Source organism: Pseudomonas sp. JAI111 (genome assembly GCF_024809425.1).
Lineage (GTDB): Bacteria > Pseudomonadota > Gammaproteobacteria > Pseudomonadales > Pseudomonadaceae > Aquipseudomonas.
Window position 1 is genome coordinate 73948 of the sequence record NZ_JANUCB010000003.1, and the last position, 22309, is coordinate 96256.

Below are 22309 nucleotides of genomic sequence, written 5' to 3' on the forward strand. Positions count from 1 at the left end.
CCGTGTCAGACACGTTACCGCCTAAACCTGAAATCGGCTTGCCGCTCTGGCTGCTCGCCGAACTGACATATCGTTGCCCGCTGCAATGTCCCTACTGCTCCAATCCGCTGGACTTCGCCGAGCAAGGCAAAGAGTTGAGCACCGAGCAGTGGATCAAGGTGTTCCGCGAAGCGCGGGAGATGGGCGCCGCGCAACTGGGCTTTTCCGGCGGCGAACCGCTGGTGCGCCAGGACCTCGCCGAACTGATCGCCGAGGCGCGCAACCTGGGTTTCTACACCAACCTGATCACCTCCGGCATCGGCCTCACCGAGCAGAAAATCAGCGACTTCAAGAAGGCCGGCCTGGACCATATCCAGATCAGCTTCCAGGCCAGCGACGAACAAGTGAACAACTTGTTGGCCGGCTCGAAAAAAGCCTTCGCACAGAAACTGGAAATGGCTCGCGCAGTGAAGGCCCACGGCTATCCGATGGTGCTGAACTTCGTGACCCATCGGCACAATATCGACAAGATCGACCGGATCATCGAGCTATGCATCGCCCTTGAGGCCGACTTCGTCGAACTCGCCACGTGCCAGTTCTACGGTTGGGCACAGCTCAATCGGGTCGGCCTGTTGCCGACCAAGGAACAGCTGGTCCGCGCCGAACGCATCACCAACGAATACCGCGCCAAACTCGAAGCCGAAGGGCATCCGTGCAAGCTGATTTTCGTCACGCCGGACTATTACGAAGAGCGCCCGAAAGCCTGCATGAACGGCTGGGGCAGTATCTTTCTGACAGTCACGCCAGATGGAACCGCACTGCCGTGTCACGGCGCCCGACAACTGCCGGTGCAGTTTCCCAATGTGCGCGATCACAGCATGCAGCACATTTGGTACGACTCGTTCGGCTTCAATCGCTTTCGCGGTTACGACTGGATGCCCGAGCCGTGCCGCTCCTGCGACGAGAAAGAAAAGGACTTCGGCGGCTGTCGCTGCCAGGCGTTCATGCTCACGGGTGACGCAAGCAATGCCGACCCGGTATGCAGCAAGTCCGAACATCACGGCGTGATCCTCAAGGCCCGCGAAGAAGCCGAGCACGCGACTCAGACCATCGAACAACTGGCCTTTCGCAATGAACGAAACTCACGACTCATCGCCAAGAGCTGAACCCTTCAGCGCAGCCCGGGCCGTCGCGGCCGGTATCGACTTCGCCGAGTTGCAGGTCGGCAAGCATGGCCTGTTCTGGAACGAGTACCGTCCCCAGGATGCCGCCTGCCGGATCTGGCATTGGCGCGATGGCCAGGCGCAGTGCCTGACGCCGACAGGCTTCAGCGTGCGCAGTCGCGTGTACGAATACGGCGGTGGCGCGTTTTGCCTGACCGATGACGGGATTGTTTTCGTCAACGAGGCCGACCAGCAGCTGTATCAGCAATCAATGGCTGGCGAGGCACCTGAAGTGCTGACGTCGGGGGAGTGCCGTTATGGTGACCTGCAGTTCGCCAGCGGGCAGGTGCTGGCGGTTGAAGAGCATCGCGATCGACATCGACTGGTGGCGATCGATGTAACAGACGGCCGGCGACACCTTCTGGCCGAAGGCGCCGATTTCTACGCCGCGCCGACACTGAGTCCCGACGCGCAACGATTGGCGTGGATCGAATGGAGCCGTCCGGATCAGCCATGGACCGCGACCCGCCTGATGGTTGCCGAACGTAAAAGCGAGGGTGGTTTCGCTCAATCGCGTTGCGTAGCGGGCGATGGCGTTCAGGAGTCGTTGCAACAACCCCGTTTCGATAGCGACGGCCGTCTGTTTTGCCTGACTGATCGCGGCGGTTATTGGCAGCCTTGGGTGGAGTCGGCGGACGGCCTGAGCCCACTGCCGAGCGCCACCGCCGATCATGGACCGGCGCCGTGGCAGTTGGGTGGCAGCACTTGGTTGCCGCTGGGCGACAGCAACTACCTGGCAAGCTGGACGGAAGGCGGGTTTGGTCGCTTGGGTTTATGCGGCGACGTCAGTGAGGATTTCACTGGTGACTACAGCCGCTTTCGCCATCTCGCCCTGGATGAGCAATTGATTTACTGCATCGCCGCATCGCCGGTCAGCCCTGCAGCGGTCATTGCTATCGACCGCACTACCCGGCAGGTCAACGTATTGGCCGGAGGCATTGCTCCGTTGCCCGCTGATCAGATCAGCGTCCCGCAAACCCTGCGCTACCCCAGCGGCGCGGGAGAAGCCCACGGTTTCTTCTATCCGGCGATGACCGCAGACGCAAAGCCGCCGCTGGTGGTGTTCATCCACGGCGGCCCGACTTCGGCCTGCTACCCGATGCTTGATCCACGCATCCAGTACTGGACGCAACGCGGCTTCGCCGTGGCCGACCTCAACTACCGTGGCAGCAGCGGCTATGGCCGGGAGTATCGCCAGGCCCTGCATTTAAGTTGGGGTGAGGTAGATGTAGAGGACGCCTGCGCTGTCGTCGCCCATCTCGCCGGACGCGGTTTGATCGACGGCGACAAGGCATTTATTCGCGGTGGCAGTGCCGGCGGCTACACCACTCTTTGCGCACTGGCCTTTCACAAGGTTTTCCGCGCTGGCGCCAGCCTCTACGGGGTCAGCGATCCGGTTGCACTGGGGCGCGCGACTCACAAATTCGAAGGCGATTATCTGGATTGGCTGATCGGCGATCCGCTGCTGGATGCCGAGCGCTACGCTGCGCGAACGCCGCTGCTGCATGCGCAGAACATCAGCGTACCCGTGATTTTCTTTCAGGGCGAACTGGACGCCGTGGTGGTGCCGCAACAGACCCGTGACATGGTCACCGCGCTGCAGGACAACGGAATTCTGGTGGAAGCGCATTACTACGCGGACGAACGCCACGGTTTTCGCAAGGCGCGGAACCAGGCCCATGCGCTCGAGCAGGAAGGGTCGTTTTATCGGCGGGTGATGGCGCTTGGGGGCAATGCCTGATTAGCGGCGCGGCCATCGCGAGCAGGCTCGCTCCCACATTGGATCTGCGGTGTTGCAGAAATCCCTGTAGGAGTGAGCCTGCTCGCGATAGCGGTCTATCTAAGGTCGCTAAACTCAGCGCTTGGCGATGATATACACCGCATGCACGATCCCCGGAATGTAACCGCACAACGTCAGCAGAATGTTCAGCCAGAACGCGCCGGCGAAACCGACTTGCAGAAACACACCCAATGGCGGCAACAGGATGGCAATGATGATTCGAATAAAGTCCATGGGGTAGCTCCTGATTGAAGTTGGCTCGTGTGAGCCACACAGTCAATCGACCAGCGTCATTCGTCAGGGTTCATTTGGAAGCCTGTAGACCACTGGAACCTAATGAATTTGCACACAAAAAAACGCCCCACGCGAAAAGATCCAACGTGGGGCGATGCGTTATTACCGCGAGACGGTTCGGAAATTCGTGTAGGTCGGGTCTGATCAGACTGCGATCCCTTTGCGGCATTGCAGTTGCGCGGTGCGCACTCGGGAGAAGGCACGGGCCAGTCGCAGGAGCATTTCGTCGATGTTGGCTTTGCTGACGGTGAGCGCCGGGGTAAAGCGCAGGCAGTCAGGTTGCGGGGCGGTGAGCAGCAAGCCTTCGTACAACGCTGATTTGACGACGGCATCAGCCGAATCGTCGGACAGGCTTAGCCCCCAAAGTAATCCTCGCCCGCGTAACTCGCCGTGACCATAACGATGGGACAAACGCTGCAAGCCTTCGCGCAGGTGCTGGCCGGTTTGCCCGACATGATCGAGAAAGCCCTGGTCTTGCACACTGTCGAGGACCACCAGCCCGGCGACCGTCATCAGTGCGTTGCCGTGATGGGTGCCCGCCAGGTCGCCGATGTCGAAACAGCACGCCTTGCCTCGCGCCAGCAACGCCGCCAATGGCACGCCACCACCGAGCCCGTCACCGAGGACGATGATGTCAGCCCGAACGCCGCAGGACTCTTCGGCAAGCAAGGCGCCACAGCGGCCAATGCCGGTTTGTACTTCGTCGAGGATCAACAAAATACCCAGTTCCCGGCACAGGCGTTCGACACCTTTGAGGTAAGACTCGGTGGCTGGAATCACTCCGGCTTCGCTCTGAATCGGTTCAAGCATGATTGCCACGGTCCGGGCATCGACCGCCGCGTGCATCGCCATAAGGTCATTGAAAGGAACGTGCTGGAAGTCTCCAGCAGAAGTCATCCCCGGACGTTGGCCATTACTGGCCACAATAATCCGAGAAGCTCCACCGCGATGACGTTGACCCCATTTACGCGCCAGTTGAATCGCTGCGTCACACGCCTCGCTGCCGCTGTTGAGCAGGTAGGCCTGATCACTGCCGGTATGGGCGCAAAGCTGCTCGGCAAGGCTGAGCATGCCGCGGTTATGCAAGCCGAATCCCGGATTGATCAGCGACCGGGCCTGCTCCGAAATCGCGTTGACCAGCACCGACGGGCTGTGCCCCAGGCTATTGGCGCCGCCGCCCTGTGAGAAATCCAGGTACGCGCGGTCATCGATGTCCCACAACCATGAGCCCTGGCCCCGGACGAAAATCTGGCTCGGCCGCTCGACACTGGGCATCAGGAACTCACTGGAAAGGTTGTCGCTACGCGATGGCCGGAAAGTATCGACGGCCAGGTCATCAAGACTTGGCGGATTGCGCCGCAAACTGAACAAATTCATGCAAAAAAGCCTCGTGAGAGGTTTTTTGTCTTACCTATGCAAACACCATCGAAGTAAACGGTATTCATCGCGTTCTATGGCCCTGTAAGCCTTGTGAATGCGGTTAGACTAGGCCCAGGCGAGGCGTTGAGCCATTTCGATTTCCCAGCATTTTCGATAAGTACACCTTATGGATTTCAAGCAACTGCGTTATTTCGTCGCGGTCTACGAAGAAGGCCACGTGGGCCGGGCCGCCGAGCGACTTTCCATCTCCCAGCCGGCACTGTCCCAGCAGATCCGTCAGCTGGAACAAAACCTTGATGTGAGCCTGTTCGAGCGCAGCAGCAAACGGTTGTTGCCCACGTTGGCCGCACACACGCTGTACAACCACGCCCTGCCTTTGCTCGATGGTTTGCAAAGGGCTCGCGAGGCGTTGGGCAATTTCAAGGGCCAGGCGTTACGTACCTTGGCCATCGGCGTGCTGCAAACGGTTCACAGCAGCCTGGTGCCCCAGATGCTTGAACGCGTGCGCAAGGCGCAGCCGCACCTGGTGGTGCAAATTTATGAATTGACCGGGCTGGAGATCGAACGCCGGCTGCTCAATGGCTCACTCGATATCGGTATTAGCTACCTGCCGCCTCGTCAGCCGGGTCTGCACGGCGTGATGCTGTACGAAGATGAACTGACGCTGGTGATCCCGGCGGACCACCCCTTGCGTGAATTCAAGAAAGTCTCGATGAGTCAGGCCGCCGAATTGCCGATGCTGTTGCTGGGGGAAGAGTTTCAGGTACGGCAGATCTGGCAAACACAGCTGGCCAATCTGGGACGGCGTTCGCAGGTGCAGGCGGAGCTGAACAACATGGCGGGGATACTCGACAGCTTGCCCCACACACGGCTGGCAACGGTCCTGCCGGGGCGCTCGCAAAAGGCGCTCGACAATAATGAACTGCTTTGGAAACCGCTGACCGAGCCGCGGGTGCCGCTGAAGGTCGGGTTGGTGTGCCGCGATGTGCAACGGCAACAAGCTTCGCTGGCCTTGTTGCGGACATTGCTGGAGGAAGTCATGAATGGGCCGGATGACCGCTTGAACAGCGCGCCAACTCTCGATGCACTGAGCTGAGTACTTTTCTGCAGGCAAAAGAAAACCCCGCCGAAGCGGGGCTTTGCAGACTGTTTCCCTGACATCCATTTCACTCCGCCGTCCTGGCAGAATCCTACGTGTCCGTGTTGTTGCTTTGCGCTTCCTGCGCGACGTCCATGTGAAGTAGATTAGCTCTGGATCCAATCTTCGCATATGGGAAAACAGCAGTACGTCATGTAAGAGAATGCTTACATGACGCTACATAGTTAGAACTGTGCGGCGTCCAGCAGGAACAGCGATTCGCTGCCGGCCTTCACCGACGCGCTCAACGAGTGAATGCGCGGCAGCAGGCGGGCGAAGTAGAACCGCGCCGTGCCCAACTTGCTCGCGTAGAAATCGTCCTGCGCTTCTTTGCCCAAGGCTGCCTTGGCCATCAATGCCCACATATAGGCGTAGGCTACGTAACCGAAGGTTTGCAGGTACTCGACCGACGCAGCGCCGATTTCGTTCGGGTTGCTTTTCGCGCGGTCCAGCAGCCAGGCGGTCAGTTCGTCGAGGGTGGTCACGGCATCGTTCAGCGGCTTGGTGAACTCCGCCAGGTCAGCGCTGGCCGTGGCGGTGAAATGACGAATCTCGTCGGCAAACAGGTTGTAGAACGCACCGCCGGTGCCGACGATCTTGCGTCCGACGAGGTCCAGCGCCTGAATGCCGTTGGTGCCTTCGTAGATCTGGGTGATACGCACGTCGCGCACCAGTTGCTCCTGGCCCCACTCACGGATGTAACCGTGGCCGCCAAAGATCTGTTGGCCATGAACCGTGGTTTCCAGGCCCAGATCGGTGAGGAACGCCTTGGCCACCGGGGTCAGCAATGCCACCAGGTCTTCAGCACGCTTGCGGGTGGTCGCGTCTTCGCTGAACTTGGCGGTGTCCAGTTGCATCGCCACGTAAGTCGAAAAGGCACGGCCGCCTTCGTTCGAGGCTTTCATGGTCAGCAACATGCGACGCACGTCCGGGTGGACGATGATCGGGTCAGCGACTTTGTCCTTGTTCTGCGCGCCGGTTGGCGAACGACTTTGCAGACGGTCGCGGGCGTACTCGATGGCGTTCTGGTAGGAGCGCTCGCCCGTGGCCAGGCCCTGGATACCGACGCCCAGACGCTCGTAGTTCATCATGGTGAACATGGCCGCCAGGCCTTTGTTCGGCTCACCGACCAGATAGCCCACGGCTTCGTCGAAGTTCATCACACAGGTCGCAGACGCCTGGATGCCCATCTTGTGTTCGATCGAACCGCAGTTCGCCGGGTTGCGCGCGCCCAGGCTGCCATCGGCATTGACCATGAACTTCGGCACCAGGAACAGCGAAATGCCTTTCGGCCCAGCCGGTGCATCCGGCAGCTTGGCCAGCACCAGGTGGATGATGTTTTCGGTGAGGTCGTGTTCACCACCGGTGATGAAGATCTTGGTGCCGCTGACTTTGTAGGAACCGTCGGCCTGAGGTTCGGCCTTGGTGCGGATGATCCCAAGGTCCGTGCCGGCGTGCGGCTCGGTCAGGCACATGGAACCGGCCCAGACGCCCGCGTACATGTTCGGCAGGTAAGCGGCTTTCAGCTCGTCGCTGGCGTGGGCGTTGATCGACAGGCAGGCGCCGGCGGTCAACATCGGGTATAGACCGAACGACAGACTCGCGGAGTTGACCATCTCTTCGACTTGCGCCGAAACCGCCTTGGGCATGCCCATGCCGCCGTAGGTCGGATCGCCACCGACACCGACCCAGCCGCCTTCAGCGTAAGTCTGATAAGCCTGTGGGAAACCTGCCGGCGTGGTGACGGCACCGTCCGCCCAATGGCAACCTTCTTCGTCAGCCGCACGGCTCAGCGGCGCGATGCTTTTGCTGGTGACTTTGCCGGCTTCTTCGAGAATGGCCTCGACGGTTTCCGCATCGACGGTATCGGCCAGCGCAGGCAGTTCGGCCCAGAGTTTGGCGACCTCGAATACTTCATTGAGGACGAAGCGCATATCGCGCAGGGGCGCTTTGTAGTCAGCCATGGCAAACCTCGCAAGATCTTTACAGGTGATTCGTAGGAATAGTGCTTTCGTTGGGTCGGAGTGTACCCCAACAACTTTTGCGACACATAGGGTCAGCCAGTGACCGTTTTGTAATGTTTAGTCACTGACTAAACAGTCATGAAAAAGCCCGCATTAGCGCGGGCTTCCTTTGTCACTGGTTTTAAAGATTAAAGCGCAAACAACTCCGCCGGCAGCTTCATCAGGCAATCACTGCCCGCCTCAATGGCGGCACGATGAGCGGCGGTGCGCGGCAGCAATCGCTTGAAGTAAAACTCGCTGGTCGCCAGTTTGCCCTTGCAGTAATCGGCATCGCCGCTGCCAGCATCGAGTTGGGTCTGGGCCACCAGCGCCATGCGCAGCCACAGATAGCCGAGGATGATGTAACCGCTGTACATCAGGTAATCCACCGACGCAGCACCGACTTCGTCCGGATTTTTCATCGCGGCCATGCCGACCTTGGTGGTCAACTCGCCCCACTGCTGGTTCAGCTCGTTGAGCTGTGCCACGTAGCTGGCCAGCTGCGGATGTTCAGCGTTCGCTGCGCAGAATTTGTGGACGATTTTGGTGAAGCCGCGCAACAGTTTGCCCTGGCTGCCAAGCACTTTGCGCCCGAGCAAATCCAGCGCCTGAATGCCGTTGGTGCCTTCATAGATCGGCGCAATCCGGCAGTCGCGAACCAACTGCTCCATGCCCCATTCGCGAATGAAGCCGTGACCGCCGAACACCTGCATGCCCAGGTTTGTCACCTCCAGCCCGGTGTCGGTCATGAAGGCTTTGCAGATTGGCGTGAGGAACGCCAGCAGGTCTTCGGCATCCTGGCGCGCGGATTCATCCGGACTCAGGTGCGCCGCGTCCAGCAGCTGCGCGGTGAAGTACGTCAGTGCGCGGTTGCCTTCGTTGAAGGCTTTCATAGTCAGCAGCATCCGCCGCACATCGGGATGAACGATGATCGGGTCGGCGGCTTTTTCGGGTGCTTTCGGACCGGTGAGCGAACGCATTTGCAGGCGATCATTGGCGTACTTGATCGCCCCCTGGAAACTGGCCTCGCCGAGACACAAGCCCTGCATCCCGGTGCCAAGCCGCGCATGGTTCATCATGGTGAACATGCAGTTCAAGCCCTTGTTCGGCTCACCGATCAAGAAGCCTTTGGCCTCATCGAAGTTCAGCACGCAGGTGGCCGACGCCTTGATGCCCATTTTGTGCTCGATGGACCCGCAGGAAACACCATTGCGCTCGCCCGCTTCACCCTCGGCATCGGGCAGGAATTTGGGAACGATGAACAACGAAATACCCTTGGTGCCCGCCGGAGCGTCCGGCAGTTTCGCCAACACCAGGTGAATGATGTTGTCGCTCATGTCGTGCTCGCCGGCAGAGATGAAAATCTTGCTGCCGGAGATCGCATAGCTGCCGTCGGCCGCGGGCACCGCACGGGTCTTGATGATGCCCAGGTCGGTGCCGCAGTGGGCTTCGGTCAGGCACATGGTGCCGGTCCACTGGCCTGCGGTGAGTTTGCTCAGGTAATTGTTTTTCTGTTCTTCGGTGCCGTGGGCGTGGATGGCTGACATCGCGCCGTGGGTCAGGCCGGGGTACATGCCCCAGGAGGTGTTGCTGGAGCCGACCATCTCGCTGATAACCAGCCCCAGCGAACTCGGCAGACCCTGACCGCCATACGCCGGATCAGCCGCCAGTCCATGCCAGCCGCCTTCCACGTATTGTGCGAATGCCTGCTTGAAGCCTGTAGGCGTCGTTACCACGCCATTGTCGAAATGGCAGCCTTCTTCGTCGCCGCTGCGATTGAGCGGCGCAAGAACGTTCTCGCAAAACTTCGCGCCTTCTTCGAGGATCGCATTGACCATGTCCGGGCTGGCGTCGGTGGCGCCCAGCGCTGCGTAGTTGGTGTGGAAGTCGAAGACGTGGTCGATCAGAAAGCGCATGTCGCGCAAGGGGGCTTTGTACTCGGGCATGGTCATTTCTCCGTCAGCAGATCATTCAAACCTACTGCCGCCCACCACGCCTCACAATCACAGTCCAGACGCTGAATGCGCCATCATCACTCAACCCGCAGCGGTGTCCATGCGTACCGCGCCACGGCGGCTCTGACCGAACGCCACCACACAGTTTCGCCCGGCACCCTTGGCGCTGTAGAGCGCTTCATCCGCGGACTTGAGCACTTTTTCAGGGGTGCGCTGATCCACTCGTTCGGCGACGCCAATGCTGACGGTGACCGAAACACTGGCAGCACCCGGGCCCGCGCGCCGCTGGCGACCTTGCTGGTCGTCCTGAGGGCGACTGTCCTGGTTGCGCAGCTGAATGTTGTACGTGGCGATGGATTCGCGAATGACTTCCAGGTGCGGCATGCACTCTTCAAGCGTCTTGCCCGCGAACACCAGCGCAAATTCCTCACCGCCATAGCGATACGCCCTACCGCCCCCACCGATTTTCGACAGCTTGCTGGCAACAAGTCGCAATACCTGGTCGCCGACGTCGTGACCGTGGGTGTCGTTGAATTTCTTGAAGTGATCGACGTCGCTCATGGCCAGCACATAATTGCGCCCCAACCGCTGCATCCGTTCATTCAAGGCTCGACGCCCCGGCAAACCGGTCAGTTCATCGCGAAAGGCCATTTGATAGGCCTCGTGGGCGACCGCTGCCGCAATCATCAGCATCACCTGACTGCACATGATGTTCAGGGTGAACGGCAGGATGAACGTTTTCGGCAGCGCCCAGAACAAACCCAGCAAACCCACCAATTGCGCGGCGTGCAAGGGTCTCGGGTTGCGCCAGTATTGCCAGCTCAGCAGCAGGAACGATGCGATGAACACCGGATAGGACAGCTGGATCAGGCTCATCCACGCACCATGCAGGGCTGGCCAGCGAATTTCCGACAGCCACAGCAGCAGAGCCTGTGGGTAACTTTGCTCCAGGCCCAACGCGATACTGCCGACGGCCAGCAAGACAGCGAAGCGCGCCACCATGTCCTGAAACAAGTGGGTGCGTTCCTGCCAGGCACCGAACACACCGAACATCAACGGCAACAAAAGGCAACACAGGTGAAACACCACGGCGGCGTCATCGCGGACTTTGCCGTTGTCGCGGTAATAGTCGGTCTGCGTATCGAGCAGGAAGTAGGCGATGTACACCGTGACCATCAGAAACAGCTCTCGCTGACGTCGGTAAACCGCGCAATACGCACCGCCGAGCAACAGCACCAACGTGGGCAAAACGTTGAACAGCGAGGTAAAGAAGACGTTGAGATCCTTGACGTAGGCAGCCGCCAGCCCCGCAAGCAATAGCAGCAAAGACGGTAAAAAATGGCTGAAACGTACAGCTGAAGAACGCGGCAAGGGTAAAGCTCCGACCGTCATAGCAATAGATGGCATTGTGCCCACGCACTGTAACGGCAGAAACCCCGATTTGCTGAGTGAAATACTGCGGAATTTACAAAGGGCGTCACTGGCGTCCATCAACCGCCAGTGACGCAAAGGGGATCAGGATTACAGGTCGTTGTTGAACGGTTGCAGTGGCCCCTCCAGACTTGGGCGACCTTCAGCACCGACCGGTTTGAGCTGGATTTCGGCATCCTGCGCTTGCCGGGTAGTGATCTTCGGACTCGCCGGCTTTTGCCCGACGGAGTTTTCATCACCCTTTTCGCCCTGTGGCAGCACCAGCGAAGGATGATCAAACGGTGCCCGTTCCCATGCGACCCGAGGATCGGTCAGTCCGACTTCCATGAATTTGACCAGTGCATCCACTTCATCCGGGGTGAGGTTCAGCCGAGTCATGTCCGGATCGAGGTTTGAGCCGTTGTGCTGATTAACCGTAGGGTGGTCAAAGCCACTGGTATTGCTGGCATCTTCACCACGCCGGTCGCCGCCACGGTTGTAGAACTCCATGACCTGACGCAGCGTCGCGCGACTGCCGTTGTGGAAATACGGTCCGGTCAACGCGATGTTACGCAGGGTCGGCGTCTTGAAGGCGCCATCGACCGCGTCGCGGAAACCGACATTCGGCTTGAGCGTCGCATCACAAGGGATCGCCGAGCTCAAACGCGCTTCGAAGGTGCATACATCGACCTCCAGCGGGTCAGGGATCTGGCCGCCCTGGAGTAGGGTGTTGTACTCGCGAGTGAAGGACAATGGATTGCCCCAGGCATCCGAGCCACCGAGGGCCAGGTCTTCCGACGTTGGACGCACCCCGGTGTTGTAGAAGCCGTTGTCATACAGCGTGGTCAGGTTGTCGGCCATAACCATGCGCTCGATCCGTTCCCGGGGATGGAACAGCAACCGGCTGCCGGCGTTGGTCAACTCCGCACCGCCGTGGCAACTGATGCACTTGCCCTTGCCCAGGAACAGATTCATGCCCTTGACCTGCTGGTCGTTCATGGCAGTATGATCGCCCTGCAAATAGGCATCCAACGGCGCCTGATCCGAGATCAGCGTGGATTCATACATCTGAATCGCCAGCCCGAAGAACAGCGGGAAATTCGCTTCCATCTGGGTGTAGGGCGCACCACCCAGCGAGACCTGCTGCGTCGCATTCCACAAGCGCGGCTGGAACGCGTTCTTGATCAGCTCACGGTAGGTCGGCCGGCGGGCGCCGGACACTGGGCCCAGTACCGAATCGGTAGACGAAATCCGCTGCTGCTTGAGCATCAAGGTGTCGAGCATGCGCCGGCCAATGTCGGCGAAGGTACGACCGCCGCAGGACATTTCCACCGGACTCCCGGGAGGCCCTACCGCTTGTGAAGCGGCGGAAGCATCCTTGAGTGCCAACCTGACTTTGGTCGCCACGCCACTGCGATCGCTGGTCACGAAAATCCCGGCGTCAGGATCGCGATTACCAAATGGAGAGAAGCCGTTGAAGACGTTATTGGCGCGGCCATCCCAAAAATTACGCACGTTGAACGCGGCATTGATCACCGTGGGTGCGTTGCGCCCGGTGCTGCGGCGAACATTGATGCCACCGACCTGGAAGATGCCGTCCGGTTGCTGAATGCACTTGTCGAAACGAGCCTGATGAGGTTTGACGAAGTTGGCGTCGAATACGCCTTGGGACCCAATCACATCGTCAGTCGAATAGACAATTGCCGAATTTCGATCCATCGGATCAGCCAACACATGGGTCGGGAAGTCATCTTTCTTCAGCAGGTAGTTTGGGCCGCCCTTACCTCCTGATTTGGTGGTGTAGCTTGGCACGTCGCCTGGAATGCCCGAGGCGGTGAACGGCTTGTTGAAGATCGACGAGACGTTCGCGTTGGTGTTCGCCTGACCTGGATTGATCTGGTTGGTGGTGCGGTGATCAACACCCGCGTGGAAGTGGCAGGAGGCGCAAGCCGTCGAACCGTCACTGCCGATCTCCATGTCCCAGAACAGTGCTTTGCCCAAGAGAACCGCCGCAGAGCGATTAAGCACGTAGTCAGTCATGAGGTCGACTTTGCGCCCGCCTTCGGTTCCCGACGGGTCGGGCGGTACCATCCCACGCAGCGATTGCAGAGTGGGCACGTCCGGTACAGGCGGATCGACCGCTACTGGGTCGGCGGCCCAGGCACTCGCGGCCGGTAAACCGATGGTCAATAGAACGCCCGCCATCGCACCGGCTAAACGGGTAATTCGATAGAGGTCCAAGTACTTAAACATCATGACATTCTCTATTCAATGCGGAGTAGCCAGGCTCCGGGATTGTCCTGTTGCGAGATGAACTCATCGCCACAATGCTTGCCGCTTGCACCAGTAGTTACACCACTCGAAATGGCTCGGGCAAGGCAACGCTTAACTGGCAAAGTACTCTCTTGGCTCAGGCTTGATTAAGACACTGCTCTGTCACACCGACGGTGCGCTTAACCGAACTTTAGCTGTAACAAAAGATTTCAACCGAAAAAAATCAAAAAATTTTTCTGAATCGATTCAAATAAAAATGCCTTGCAAACACACCCCACACACATAACAAAAAAACTACAAACGCCTCCCCCTCAAATTTGGTGAACTTCCCCCCAATACTGGGTAACAAACCCCAATGCGAGCAAACACCGGATTGCACATGAACCAAAACCATATGATTTTAAAGGAAAATATTTTTTAAGATTTATTTTACGGTTTGGCATAGCAAATGCTCAATCACTCTTCATGGAAACTAAATTAATTTACCGAACCGTATACAAGCCTGGTTATCAGGGGAATAGCCTTTTATAAGAATCAAACATTCCGCGCGTGCACTAGTTGCACTGCGCGAGCTATGGCTTTTATTTAACATCGCGACAAAAATTTTTGGTTAATACGCCAATACATTTTACTTGAAACATCATTTCGCCCGGAGTAGATATAGACAACCTTTCTCATTCACTACTTAGTGCCAGACTGATACAGCGAATACCTAAATCTCACTTCGCACACTCCCAATCCTGGGTATATATCCCCCCCTATGTTGGTGGGTATTAATTCGATAGTGTCATGGCGCAACATCATCCTTGGCCGCGCAGCCCGCAGTTTGAGTGTGTCGGCGGTTGTTTGTGTCTAATTGTTTCAAAACAGGCACGACAACTGCTTTGTACGTTTCAGGCTCAAGGAAATGTCTCTCGCGTTTGCGTCCATAACCGGCCGACGCAACGCAGGTGAAAGCATCCGAACGGCAAGTGTCAACCTCACGCAGGCACTTACACCGCTGGATCGGGCCAAAATTCGACACTCACGGCTTTGCGTTTTTCCTGCGCAGGATTCAGCGCATCAGCAAATCCAAGGGCTCGATTGGCCGGCAATTGGTCTTGCAAGATACTGGAGTGAGCCATGAGCTTATCTTTGTACGAAAAAACGCTCGGCATACCGCTGCTGCCCAACAAACGACTCAACGGCATCTTCAGTCGCCGAGCATTGCTCGCCAGTGCCGTCGCTGTCGCACTGACCATGGGTGGTGGCGGAGTTGCATTTGCCAAAAACGGAGCTGGCGGCGGTGGTGGCGGCGGGACTGCCAAGCCCCCGGGAACGCCCTCGCCGTTCACGACTCCCACACTGCCAGACCCGGTTTTTACAAACCCGACTGCGATACATGGGTTTGACGTTACAGGCTTTATCCAGAACATGACGCTGGACACCTCTAATGCGAATTGCCCCAATACCAGCGACCCGGGCCGCTATGGGGGGACCGTTCAATTAAACGGCGTCACGATTACTGTTCCTTGCAACACCGTTATACAGATGCCGGCCAACACCCTGACCTGGGCCGACTTCGTCAGGGGTGGAACCCTGGCGCTCGGAAAATCTGCGGCGGCCTACCCCTCGTTCGAGATTCATGTGGTGGGCAATAGCGTCTCCAACAAGCAGATTGCCGGGCTGATCTTTGTCTCCCAGCAATCAGTCAACGCGGGAAGCGGTTTCATTACCCGGATCGACTACACCAACGGCAACCTTGAAGTTGACAGCGGGAACCCGACGCAACCCACGATTATTCAGATCAACGACCCTAGCGGACGTTTTGGCCGTCCCCAAAGCCCCGACCCACGCTTCTCCGTCGATGATGCCAACCCGACCATCCATGCAGCCACCGGCTACCCGATGTGCGTGCCACGCACGATTTCCGGGGACGATGCGCTCTGCCCACAGAAAAACCGCCCAAAAGTGGTCACCCCGACCACGACCAACAACTGCCGCAATTTCAGCCAGGCCGGTGTCACACTTCCAGCCAGTGGGGAACTCTCGGCGCCCGCAGTGGGCCAGGTCTATTGCAGCCAGTACGTCATGAAGAGATTCAGCGATGCTACACGCACGGCGACGGACCCCGACCCGACACAACAGGCACCCTTTGAAGTCGGCGACTTCATCAGTTGGTCTGGTACGCTGTTCAAGTCGTCAACATCGGGAGCCCCGGACTTCATCTCAGCACACACGATCGAGGCGAATGTCGGGATCTACACTCAGCCTGGTTCGCAGCCCAGCTACCTGGCAATCGGGGAATTTGGCATCGGTACGGCCGACCCCGCCGCAACGGCCATCAACGGGGTAGCCCAAGAGACGCAGGACCGGATCTTCCTTGAAGCCTCGACCACCGACATCAAGACCCCGGTCGACATCTATCTGATAGATGTCAATCCATCGACAGGTGTGCAAACCAATCGCTGGGTTACACCCTTTGAGATGACGGGTGAATGCAACCCTGCGCTGGGCCTTGCGACCGGTTGCCTGGGAGCGTCGGGGGGCATTACCACACAGAACACGGGTCCTCAGCCACAACGCGCCAGATTACGTGCGACCAAAGCGCCAGCCGGGCTTCTTAGCCAGCCGACACGTACCTTGCGCGTCGTTGCGCGGTCACTTTGCGTGCCACAGCAAAGCTTATCCCAGACCGCCGTGGACAGTTGCCTCCAGAATGCGGGCAGGCTGACCGTCGCCAATGGACTGATTGCCGGACAGTATGTGGCACCGGTGTTTGAGTTCATCTTTCCGGAAGGCGTCAAGCCTGGCGATCCTGTAGTGCCTAACGACTTCTGGCATCTGCCGTTCATACGTAATGGCGAAGGCGTGAGCACCCCGACTGGCGTTGGCCCGCTGGATCCGACGCCATGGTGATCAAGGCCTGACCTCGGCGCAAAAAAAACCGCCGCTCCCGGAGGAAGCGGCGGTTTTTTAAGGACCGCGTTAAGGCTTAGTAGCCCAGCGCGAAGTCTTCTTCTTTCATGTCCATCAGGTTATTGGCGCCCGACAGCATGGTTGCAACGTGAGTGCGGGTACGCGGCAGGATGCGCTGGAAGTAGAAGCGCGCAGTCTGCAGCTTGGCGGTGTAGAACGCCTCTTCGGAAGTGCCGGCAGCCAGTTTCTCGGCAGCCAGGCGCGCCATGTCAGCCCAGAAGTAGGCCAGGCAGGCGTAACCGGAGTACATCAGGTAATCCACCGATGCCGCGCCGACTTCTTCGCGGTCTTTCATGGCAGCCATACCGACCTTCATGGTCAGCTCGCCCCACTCTTTGTTCAGCGCTGCCAAGGGCTCGACGAACTCTTTGACAGCTTCGTTGCCTTCGTTGGTCTGGCAGAACTTGTGGACGATCTTGGTGAAGCCTTTCAGAGCTTCGCCTTGAGTCATCAGCACTTTACGGCCCAGCAGGTCGAGTGCCTGGATACCCGTGGTGCCTTCGTACAGCATCGAAATGCGGCTGTCGCGAACGTTCTGCTCCATGCCCCACTCGGCGATGAAGCCGTGACCGCCGTAGATTTGCACGCCGTGGTTGGCGGATTCGAAGCCGACTTCGGTCATGAAGGCTTTGGCGATTGGCGTCATGAAGGCCAGCAGTGCGTCGGCTTTCTTCTTCTCTTCTTCGTCCACGCCGTATTTGACGATATCGACTTGTTTGGCAGTGAAGTAAACCATTGCACGGTTGCCTTCGGCGAACGCCTTCATGGTCAACAGCATGCGACGTACATCAGGGTGCACGATGATCGGGTCAGCGGCTTTTTCCGGCGCTTTCGGGCCAGTCAGGGAACGCATTTGCAGACGATCGCGAGCGTATTTCAGGCCGCCCTGGAAGCCGATCTCGGCGTGAGCCAGACCTTGCAGCGCGGTGCCCAGACGTGCGGTGTTCATAAAGGTGAACATGCAGTTCAGGCCTTTGTTCGCTGGGCCGATCAGGAAACCGGTGGCCGCGTCGAAGTTCATCACGCAGGTGGCGTTGCCGTGGATGCCCATCTTGTGTTCCAGGGAACCGCAGGTCACAGCGTTGCGAGCGCCGATCGAACCGTCTGCGTTTGGCATGAACTTGGGAACGATGAACAGCGAGATGCCTTTGGTGCCAGCCGGTGCATCCGGCAGACGTGCCAGCACGATGTGGACGATGTTGTCGGCCATGTCGTGTTCACCGGCCGAGATGAAGATCTTGGTGCCGCTGACTTTGTAGGAACCGTCGGCCTGAGGTTCAGCCTTGGTACGCAGCATGCCCAGGTCAGTGCCGCAGTGCGGTTCGGTCAGGCACATGGTGCCGGTCCATTCGCCGGACACCAGCTTGGTCAGGTAAGCCTCTTGCTGCTCAGGCGTGCCGTGTTCGGAAATGGTGTTCATCGCGCCATGCGACAGGCCTGGGTACATGCCCCACGACCAGTTGGCTTCGCCAACCATTTCGCTGACAGCCAGACCCAAAGATTCCGGCAGGCCTTGGCCGCCGTGCTCTACGTCGTGAGCCAGGCTTGGCCAGCCGCCTTCAACGAATTGCTTGTAGGCTTCTTTGAAGCCCGTTGGAGTTTTTACGCCGGACTCGCTCCAGGTGCAGCCTTCGGTGTCACCCACGCGGTTCAGCGGAGCCAGCACCTGCTCACAAAACTTGGCGCCTTCTTCGAGAATGGCGCTAACCATGTCTGGAGTTGCGTCTGCACAAGCCGGAAGGCTCTGATAGTGCGCTTCGTAGCCGAGCAGTTCGTCACGAACGAAGCGAATATCACGCAAGGGGGCCTTGTAGTCAGGCATAGCGATAAACCTCTGCTGATGTAACCGGGAATGAACGACCGTGTTGATTTGTTGTGACGGTCAAACAGTTGTTTGAAACATACGTTTACGCCCAAATCTTGTCAAGCGCCGATCTTTTGCCGTTCGTCATCACGCCAGACAAATGCTCGGCGCGCGACCGCGCACCGCCGTTGAACGAGCAACACGTTATGTAGGGAAGATTAGTTGAGAGAGAAGGACTTACGCACAAAAACGCCGCGAACAGTCGCGGCGTTTTGAGAGACGGATTCAGCGAGGGATCAAGCGAAGGTATCGATCAACGTTCCCAGCATTTCATCGGAAGCCTTGGCGACCTTTGCACCGGCCTCGACCTGGAACTTGCCTTGTGCCATCTCGACCATGTTGCTGGCCAGGTCCGATTGCTGACTGCGGTCTACCGAACGCAAACGATCGACCTGAGCTTCGGAAGACTGGCTCGTCACCGAACGTTCGACGGTATTGCCGGCGATCTGGCTCGAGGCCTGATCGACACGGTTCTGCCCTGCCTGAATAGCGTTCAGACCGGCATAAAAAGCGCTGTTTCCTGAGATTTCCATAAAGGACCTCGTCCTGCAAAGGATCAACAGTGGCCATTGAAACAGACCCACTGACAAAAGACCCGACAAAAACACTAATGGCACAGTGCCTTGTCATAGAGAGAACCGACGTCAGTCGAGCAAATCCAGCTGAAGATGCTCCGCCACCGCTTCGGCCGTCACCGATTTGAGTTTCGGCACGCGCCCAAGACAAGGCGCAGGAATCCGCTCGGCGAGGGTCGCGAGGTTCTCCTCCAGCCGCGAGGTCTTCGGATCGATGATATTCGCCACCCAACCTGCCAGCTGCAAACCGTCCTGGGCAATCGCTTCGGCCGTCAGCAGCGCATGATTGATGCAACCCAATCGCACGCCGACCACCAGAATCACCGGCAAGCCCAGCGCCTTCGCAAGGTCGGACAGATTGTCCTGATCGGCCAACGGCACGCGCCAGCCGCCAGCGCCTTCGATCAAGGTGAAATCGGCCTGCATGTCGAGAATCTCGAGCATGGGGGTCAACAGTGATTGCACCGTCAGTGCCACCCCGGCCTCCCGCGCCGCCAGATGCGGAGCGATCGCTGGCTCGAATGCAACCGGATTGACCTGTGCATAAGTCAAAGGCAATGAGCACTCGGCCAGCAGCGCCAGCGCATCGGCGTTGCGCAATCCCTTGGGCGTCACGTCGCAGCCCGAGGCGACCGGCTTGCCCGCCGCCGTACTCATGCCCGCCGATCGCGCAGCATGTAACAAGCCTGCAGCAACGGTGGTCTTGCCGACATCAGTGTCAGTGCCGGTGATGAAATAGGCTGCGCTCATACGGGTTTCTCCAACACGGCGTAGACCACCTGATAAGTCGCTGGCAGTCCTTTGGCCTCACGAAACTGCTCATAAGCCTCGATCAAGCCGAGGATACGCGCCCGACCGGTCAAACCACCCGGTCGACCGGGGTTCAGGTTGTGCGCACCCAACGCCTTGAGCTCATGGGTCAGGCTGCGCACGTCCGGGTAATACAACACGTGAGGAAGGGCCTGCAGACTTGTAATGCCCAGGCCACTGGCCGCACACAGCTGTTGATAAACGTCCAACTCGCGGAAGCGATTGACATGCACCATGCCATCCACCACACGCCAGCTGTCACGCAACTCGAACAACGTCCCTACACAAAGACTAGCAAACGCGAAAATCCCGCCCGGTTTGAGTACCCGGTACGCCTCGCTGAGCACCGATTCGAAGTCCGCACACCACTGCACCGCAAGGCTGGAGAAGATCAAGTCGCAGGTCGAGTCCCGCAGCGGCAATCGCTCCGCATCGCCGGCGATGAAATGGCTGGCGCCACCCAATGGTCGGGCGTGGTTGAGCATGCCTTCGGCAATGTCCATCGCCAAGCCGTTACCCGAGGGGAATCGCTCGCCCAAGGCCCGGCTGAAATACCCGGTGCCGCAGCCCAGATCCAGCCAGACACGCGGAACAAACTCGCCCGGCAAAAGGCTCAACAATTGGTTGCCGACATCGCGCTGCAATTGAGCGACGCTGTCGTAGCTCGCCGCCGCACGGGAAAAGGAGGCCGCTACCTGGCGCTTGTCGGGCAAGTCGCCGGGCAGATGGGGAAAAGATAAATCAGTCATCACCGGACTCGTGCAAAAAGGCCTGGATCGCCCCGGCCACGCCGTGGGGGTCTTCCAGAAGAAACGCATGGCTGGCCTGTTCGATCAGGCCGATTTCGACATCCGGCAGCAACGCCAGCAAGTCCCCCGCCGCTTCTGCCGGGACCAGCCCGTCGAGGCCGGCGAACAAATGCAGTTGTGGACCACGGAACGCCTGCAACGCCTGACGCGTATCCAGTTGTGCAAGCAGCTCCAGACCGTTCATGAGAATCGATGCAGACGTATTCGGCGCACCACCGAGCAACAATCGCGACAGTCCGCGCGGGTCTTCCGAGCCCTGAGCGCAAAGCAGCGAAAAGCGTTTCAACGTCAGGCGCGGATCAGCCTTGCAGCCGGCCAGAAACGCGTCAAAGGTCTCGCCGGCCATCGCGCTCGGCCATTGCTCATGGGCGACAAAAGAAGGGTTGCTCGCCAGCGTCAGCAAACCGCAGCAACGATCACCACGCCGCGCCGCCAACTCGGACGCGAGCATGCCGCCAAGCGACCAGCCGCCGAGCCACGTATCCTGCGGCACCGTTGAATCGAGTTCATCGAGCCATTCGTCAAGATCGCTTGATTGCAGTTCCGGCAACGGCTCGATCTCGACCCGCAGGTGTTCATCCAGCCCTTGCAGCGCTGCCGCCAAAGGCTCCAGCGGCGAAATGCCGAGACCCCAGCCGGGAAGCAGAATCAGTCGATCACGCATGGCTTGGCTCCGGTCCAAGTTGTTGAAAACAATCGGCCAGTCCATTCAACAATAGCTGTACCTGCGCCTCGCTGTGGGCGGCGGTCAGCGTCACACGAAGACGGGCGCTGCCGGCAGGCACGGTGGGCGGACGTATCGCCGTTACCATCAGACCGCGCTCACGCAGCATCTGCGACAACCGAACCGCACGCCCGGCGTCGCCGATCATGATTGGCTGGATCGGCGTGAAGCTGTCCATGAGTTCCAGGCCAATCTGCTCGGCGCCATGGCGGAACTGGCGGATCAGCGTTTTCAGATGCTCACGCCGCCAGTGCTCTGTGCGCAGCAACTCGAGACTCTTGAGCGTCGCGCAGGCCAGCGCCGGCGGTTGGCTGGTGGTGTAGATGTAGGGACGGGCAAACTGGATCAGGCTTTCGATCAGCTCTTCGCTGCCAGCGACAAACGCCCCGGCCGTACCGAAAGCCTTGCCGAGGGTCCCGACCAGCACCGGCACGTCTTCCTGGCTCAAACCGAAATGCTCGACGATCCCGCCGCCATTGGCACCCAGCGGACCAAACCCGTGAGCGTCATCGACCATCAGCCACGCCCCCTTGGCCTTGGCTTCCCGGGCCAGCGCCGGCAGGTCGGCGATATCGCCGTCCATGCTGAACACGCCGTCGGTGACCACCAGCGTATTGCCGGTCGCTTTCTCAAGACGTTTGGCAAGGCTCGCCGCGTCGTTGTGCAGATAGCGATTGAAACGCGCCCCCGACAACAAACCGGCATCGAGCAAAGACGCATGATTGAGACGGTCTTCCAGCACCGTATCGCCCTGCCCGACCAGCGCAGTGACCGCACCGAGATTGGCCATGTACCCGGTGGTGAACAGCAACGCACGCGGTCGACCGGTCAGATCGGCCAAGGCTTCTTCCAGCGCGTGATGCGGACTGCTATGACCGATGACCAGGTGCGAAGCCCCTCCGCCAACACCCCAACGAGACGCACCGTCGCGCCAGGCCTCAATCACCTGCGGGTGATTGGCCAGGCCCAGGTAATCGTTGTTGCAGAACGCCAGCAACGGCTGGCCGTCGACCACCACTTCCGGGCCTTGGGGGCTTTCGAGCAGCGGGCGCTGGCGATAAAGGTTTTCGGCACGACGGGCAGCAAGGCGTGCGGCGAGATCAAATGACATGCAGGCCTCGGCGGTCAGATCA

The 22309-nt window shown here is 59.1% G+C and carries 16 protein-coding genes; 4 read left to right on the forward strand and 12 right to left on the reverse strand.

Annotated elements, in window-relative coordinates:
- The first annotated feature begins 2 nt into the window (after nt 1–2).
- Nucleotides 3–1145, forward strand: coding sequence for a pyrroloquinoline quinone biosynthesis protein PqqE (pqqE, locus tag HNR03_RS11285; protein WP_259154158.1), 1143 nt, complete (start codon nt 3–5; stop codon nt 1143–1145).
- Nucleotides 1111–2943: a S9 family peptidase gene (locus tag HNR03_RS11290; protein ID WP_259153579.1), complete on the forward strand. Its 1833-nt coding sequence runs from the start codon at nt 1111–1113 to the stop codon at nt 2941–2943. Before pqqE ends, HNR03_RS11290 begins: the two co-directional genes overlap by 35 nt.
- A 114-nt stretch (nt 2944–3057) precedes the next feature.
- Here the strand turns inward: HNR03_RS11290 and HNR03_RS11295 are convergent, their stop codons facing one another.
- Complete coding sequence (locus tag HNR03_RS11295; protein ID WP_007904205.1) at nt 3058–3216, reverse strand: YqaE/Pmp3 family membrane protein; 159 nt, start codon at nt 3214–3216, stop codon at nt 3058–3060.
- 204 nt (nt 3217–3420) lie between these two features.
- A complete protein-coding gene (locus HNR03_RS11300) occupies nt 3421–4653 on the reverse strand; it encodes an aspartate aminotransferase family protein (protein WP_259153582.1) in 1233 nt (410 codons plus the stop codon).
- 169 nt (nt 4654–4822) lie between these two features.
- Here HNR03_RS11300 and HNR03_RS11305 point away from each other — a divergent pair, with 169 nt between their 5' ends.
- Nucleotides 4823–5752, forward strand: coding sequence for a LysR family transcriptional regulator (locus HNR03_RS11305; protein WP_259153583.1), 930 nt, complete (start codon nt 4823–4825; stop codon nt 5750–5752).
- Between the two features lie 227 nt (nt 5753–5979).
- Here the strand turns inward: HNR03_RS11305 and HNR03_RS11310 are convergent, their stop codons facing one another.
- The 4 genes from HNR03_RS11310 to HNR03_RS11325 all read right to left on the reverse strand — a co-directional run bounded on the left by HNR03_RS11310 (nt 5980) and on the right by HNR03_RS11325 (nt 13415).
- Nucleotides 5980–7758, reverse strand: a complete 1779-nt coding sequence (locus HNR03_RS11310) for an acyl-CoA dehydrogenase C-terminal domain-containing protein (RefSeq protein ID WP_090179022.1) — start codon at nt 7756–7758, stop codon at nt 5980–5982.
- 188 nt (nt 7759–7946) lie between these two features.
- Nucleotides 7947–9743, reverse strand: a complete 1797-nt coding sequence (locus HNR03_RS11315) for an acyl-CoA dehydrogenase C-terminal domain-containing protein (RefSeq protein WP_259153584.1) — start codon at nt 9741–9743, stop codon at nt 7947–7949.
- Between the two features lie 90 nt (nt 9744–9833).
- Nucleotides 9834–11123, reverse strand: a complete 1290-nt coding sequence (locus tag HNR03_RS11320) for a GGDEF domain-containing protein (protein WP_090179019.1) — start codon at nt 11121–11123, stop codon at nt 9834–9836.
- A gap of 150 nt (nt 11124–11273) precedes the next feature.
- Nucleotides 11274–13415 carry a cytochrome-c peroxidase gene (locus HNR03_RS11325; protein WP_259154159.1) on the reverse strand — a complete coding sequence of 714 codons (2142 nt, stop codon included), beginning with the start codon at nt 13413–13415 and terminating at the stop codon, nt 11274–11276.
- A gap of 1143 nt (nt 13416–14558) precedes the next feature.
- Between HNR03_RS11325 and HNR03_RS11330 the strand changes: the two genes are divergently transcribed.
- On the forward strand, nt 14559–16334 hold the full coding sequence (locus tag HNR03_RS11330; protein WP_259153588.1) for a hypothetical protein: 1776 nt from the start codon (nt 14559–14561) through the stop codon (nt 16332–16334).
- Nucleotides 16335–16410: 76 nt separating this feature from the next.
- On the opposite strand, the gene HNR03_RS11335 is transcribed toward HNR03_RS11330, so the two are convergent.
- The 6 genes from HNR03_RS11335 to bioF all read right to left on the reverse strand — a co-directional run bounded on the left by HNR03_RS11335 (nt 16411) and on the right by bioF (nt 22287).
- Complete coding sequence (locus HNR03_RS11335; RefSeq protein WP_090179015.1) at nt 16411–18216, reverse strand: phenylacyl-CoA dehydrogenase; 1806 nt, start codon at nt 18214–18216, stop codon at nt 16411–16413.
- Nucleotides 18217–18494: 278 nt separating this feature from the next.
- Complete coding sequence (locus tag HNR03_RS11340; RefSeq protein ID WP_222588727.1) at nt 18495–18791, reverse strand: pyrroloquinoline quinone biosynthesis protein PqqE; 297 nt, start codon at nt 18789–18791, stop codon at nt 18495–18497.
- A gap of 111 nt (nt 18792–18902) precedes the next feature.
- Nucleotides 18903–19583, reverse strand: a complete 681-nt coding sequence (gene bioD, locus HNR03_RS11345) for a dethiobiotin synthase (protein ID WP_222588728.1) — start codon at nt 19581–19583, stop codon at nt 18903–18905.
- Nucleotides 19580–20392 carry a malonyl-ACP O-methyltransferase BioC gene (bioC, locus tag HNR03_RS11350; protein ID WP_259153591.1) on the reverse strand — a complete coding sequence of 271 codons (813 nt, stop codon included), beginning with the start codon at nt 20390–20392 and terminating at the stop codon, nt 19580–19582. Before bioC ends, bioD begins: the two co-directional genes overlap by 4 nt.
- Nucleotides 20385–21116, reverse strand: a complete 732-nt coding sequence (locus HNR03_RS11355; RefSeq protein WP_259153594.1) for an alpha/beta fold hydrolase — start codon at nt 21114–21116, stop codon at nt 20385–20387. Before HNR03_RS11355 ends, bioC begins: the two co-directional genes overlap by 8 nt.
- On the reverse strand, nt 21109–22287 hold the full coding sequence (gene bioF, locus HNR03_RS11360; RefSeq protein ID WP_259153596.1) for an 8-amino-7-oxononanoate synthase: 1179 nt from the start codon (nt 22285–22287) through the stop codon (nt 21109–21111). The genes HNR03_RS11355 and bioF overlap by 8 nt, the downstream gene beginning before the upstream one ends.
- Between the last annotated feature and the right edge of the window lie 22 nt (nt 22288–22309).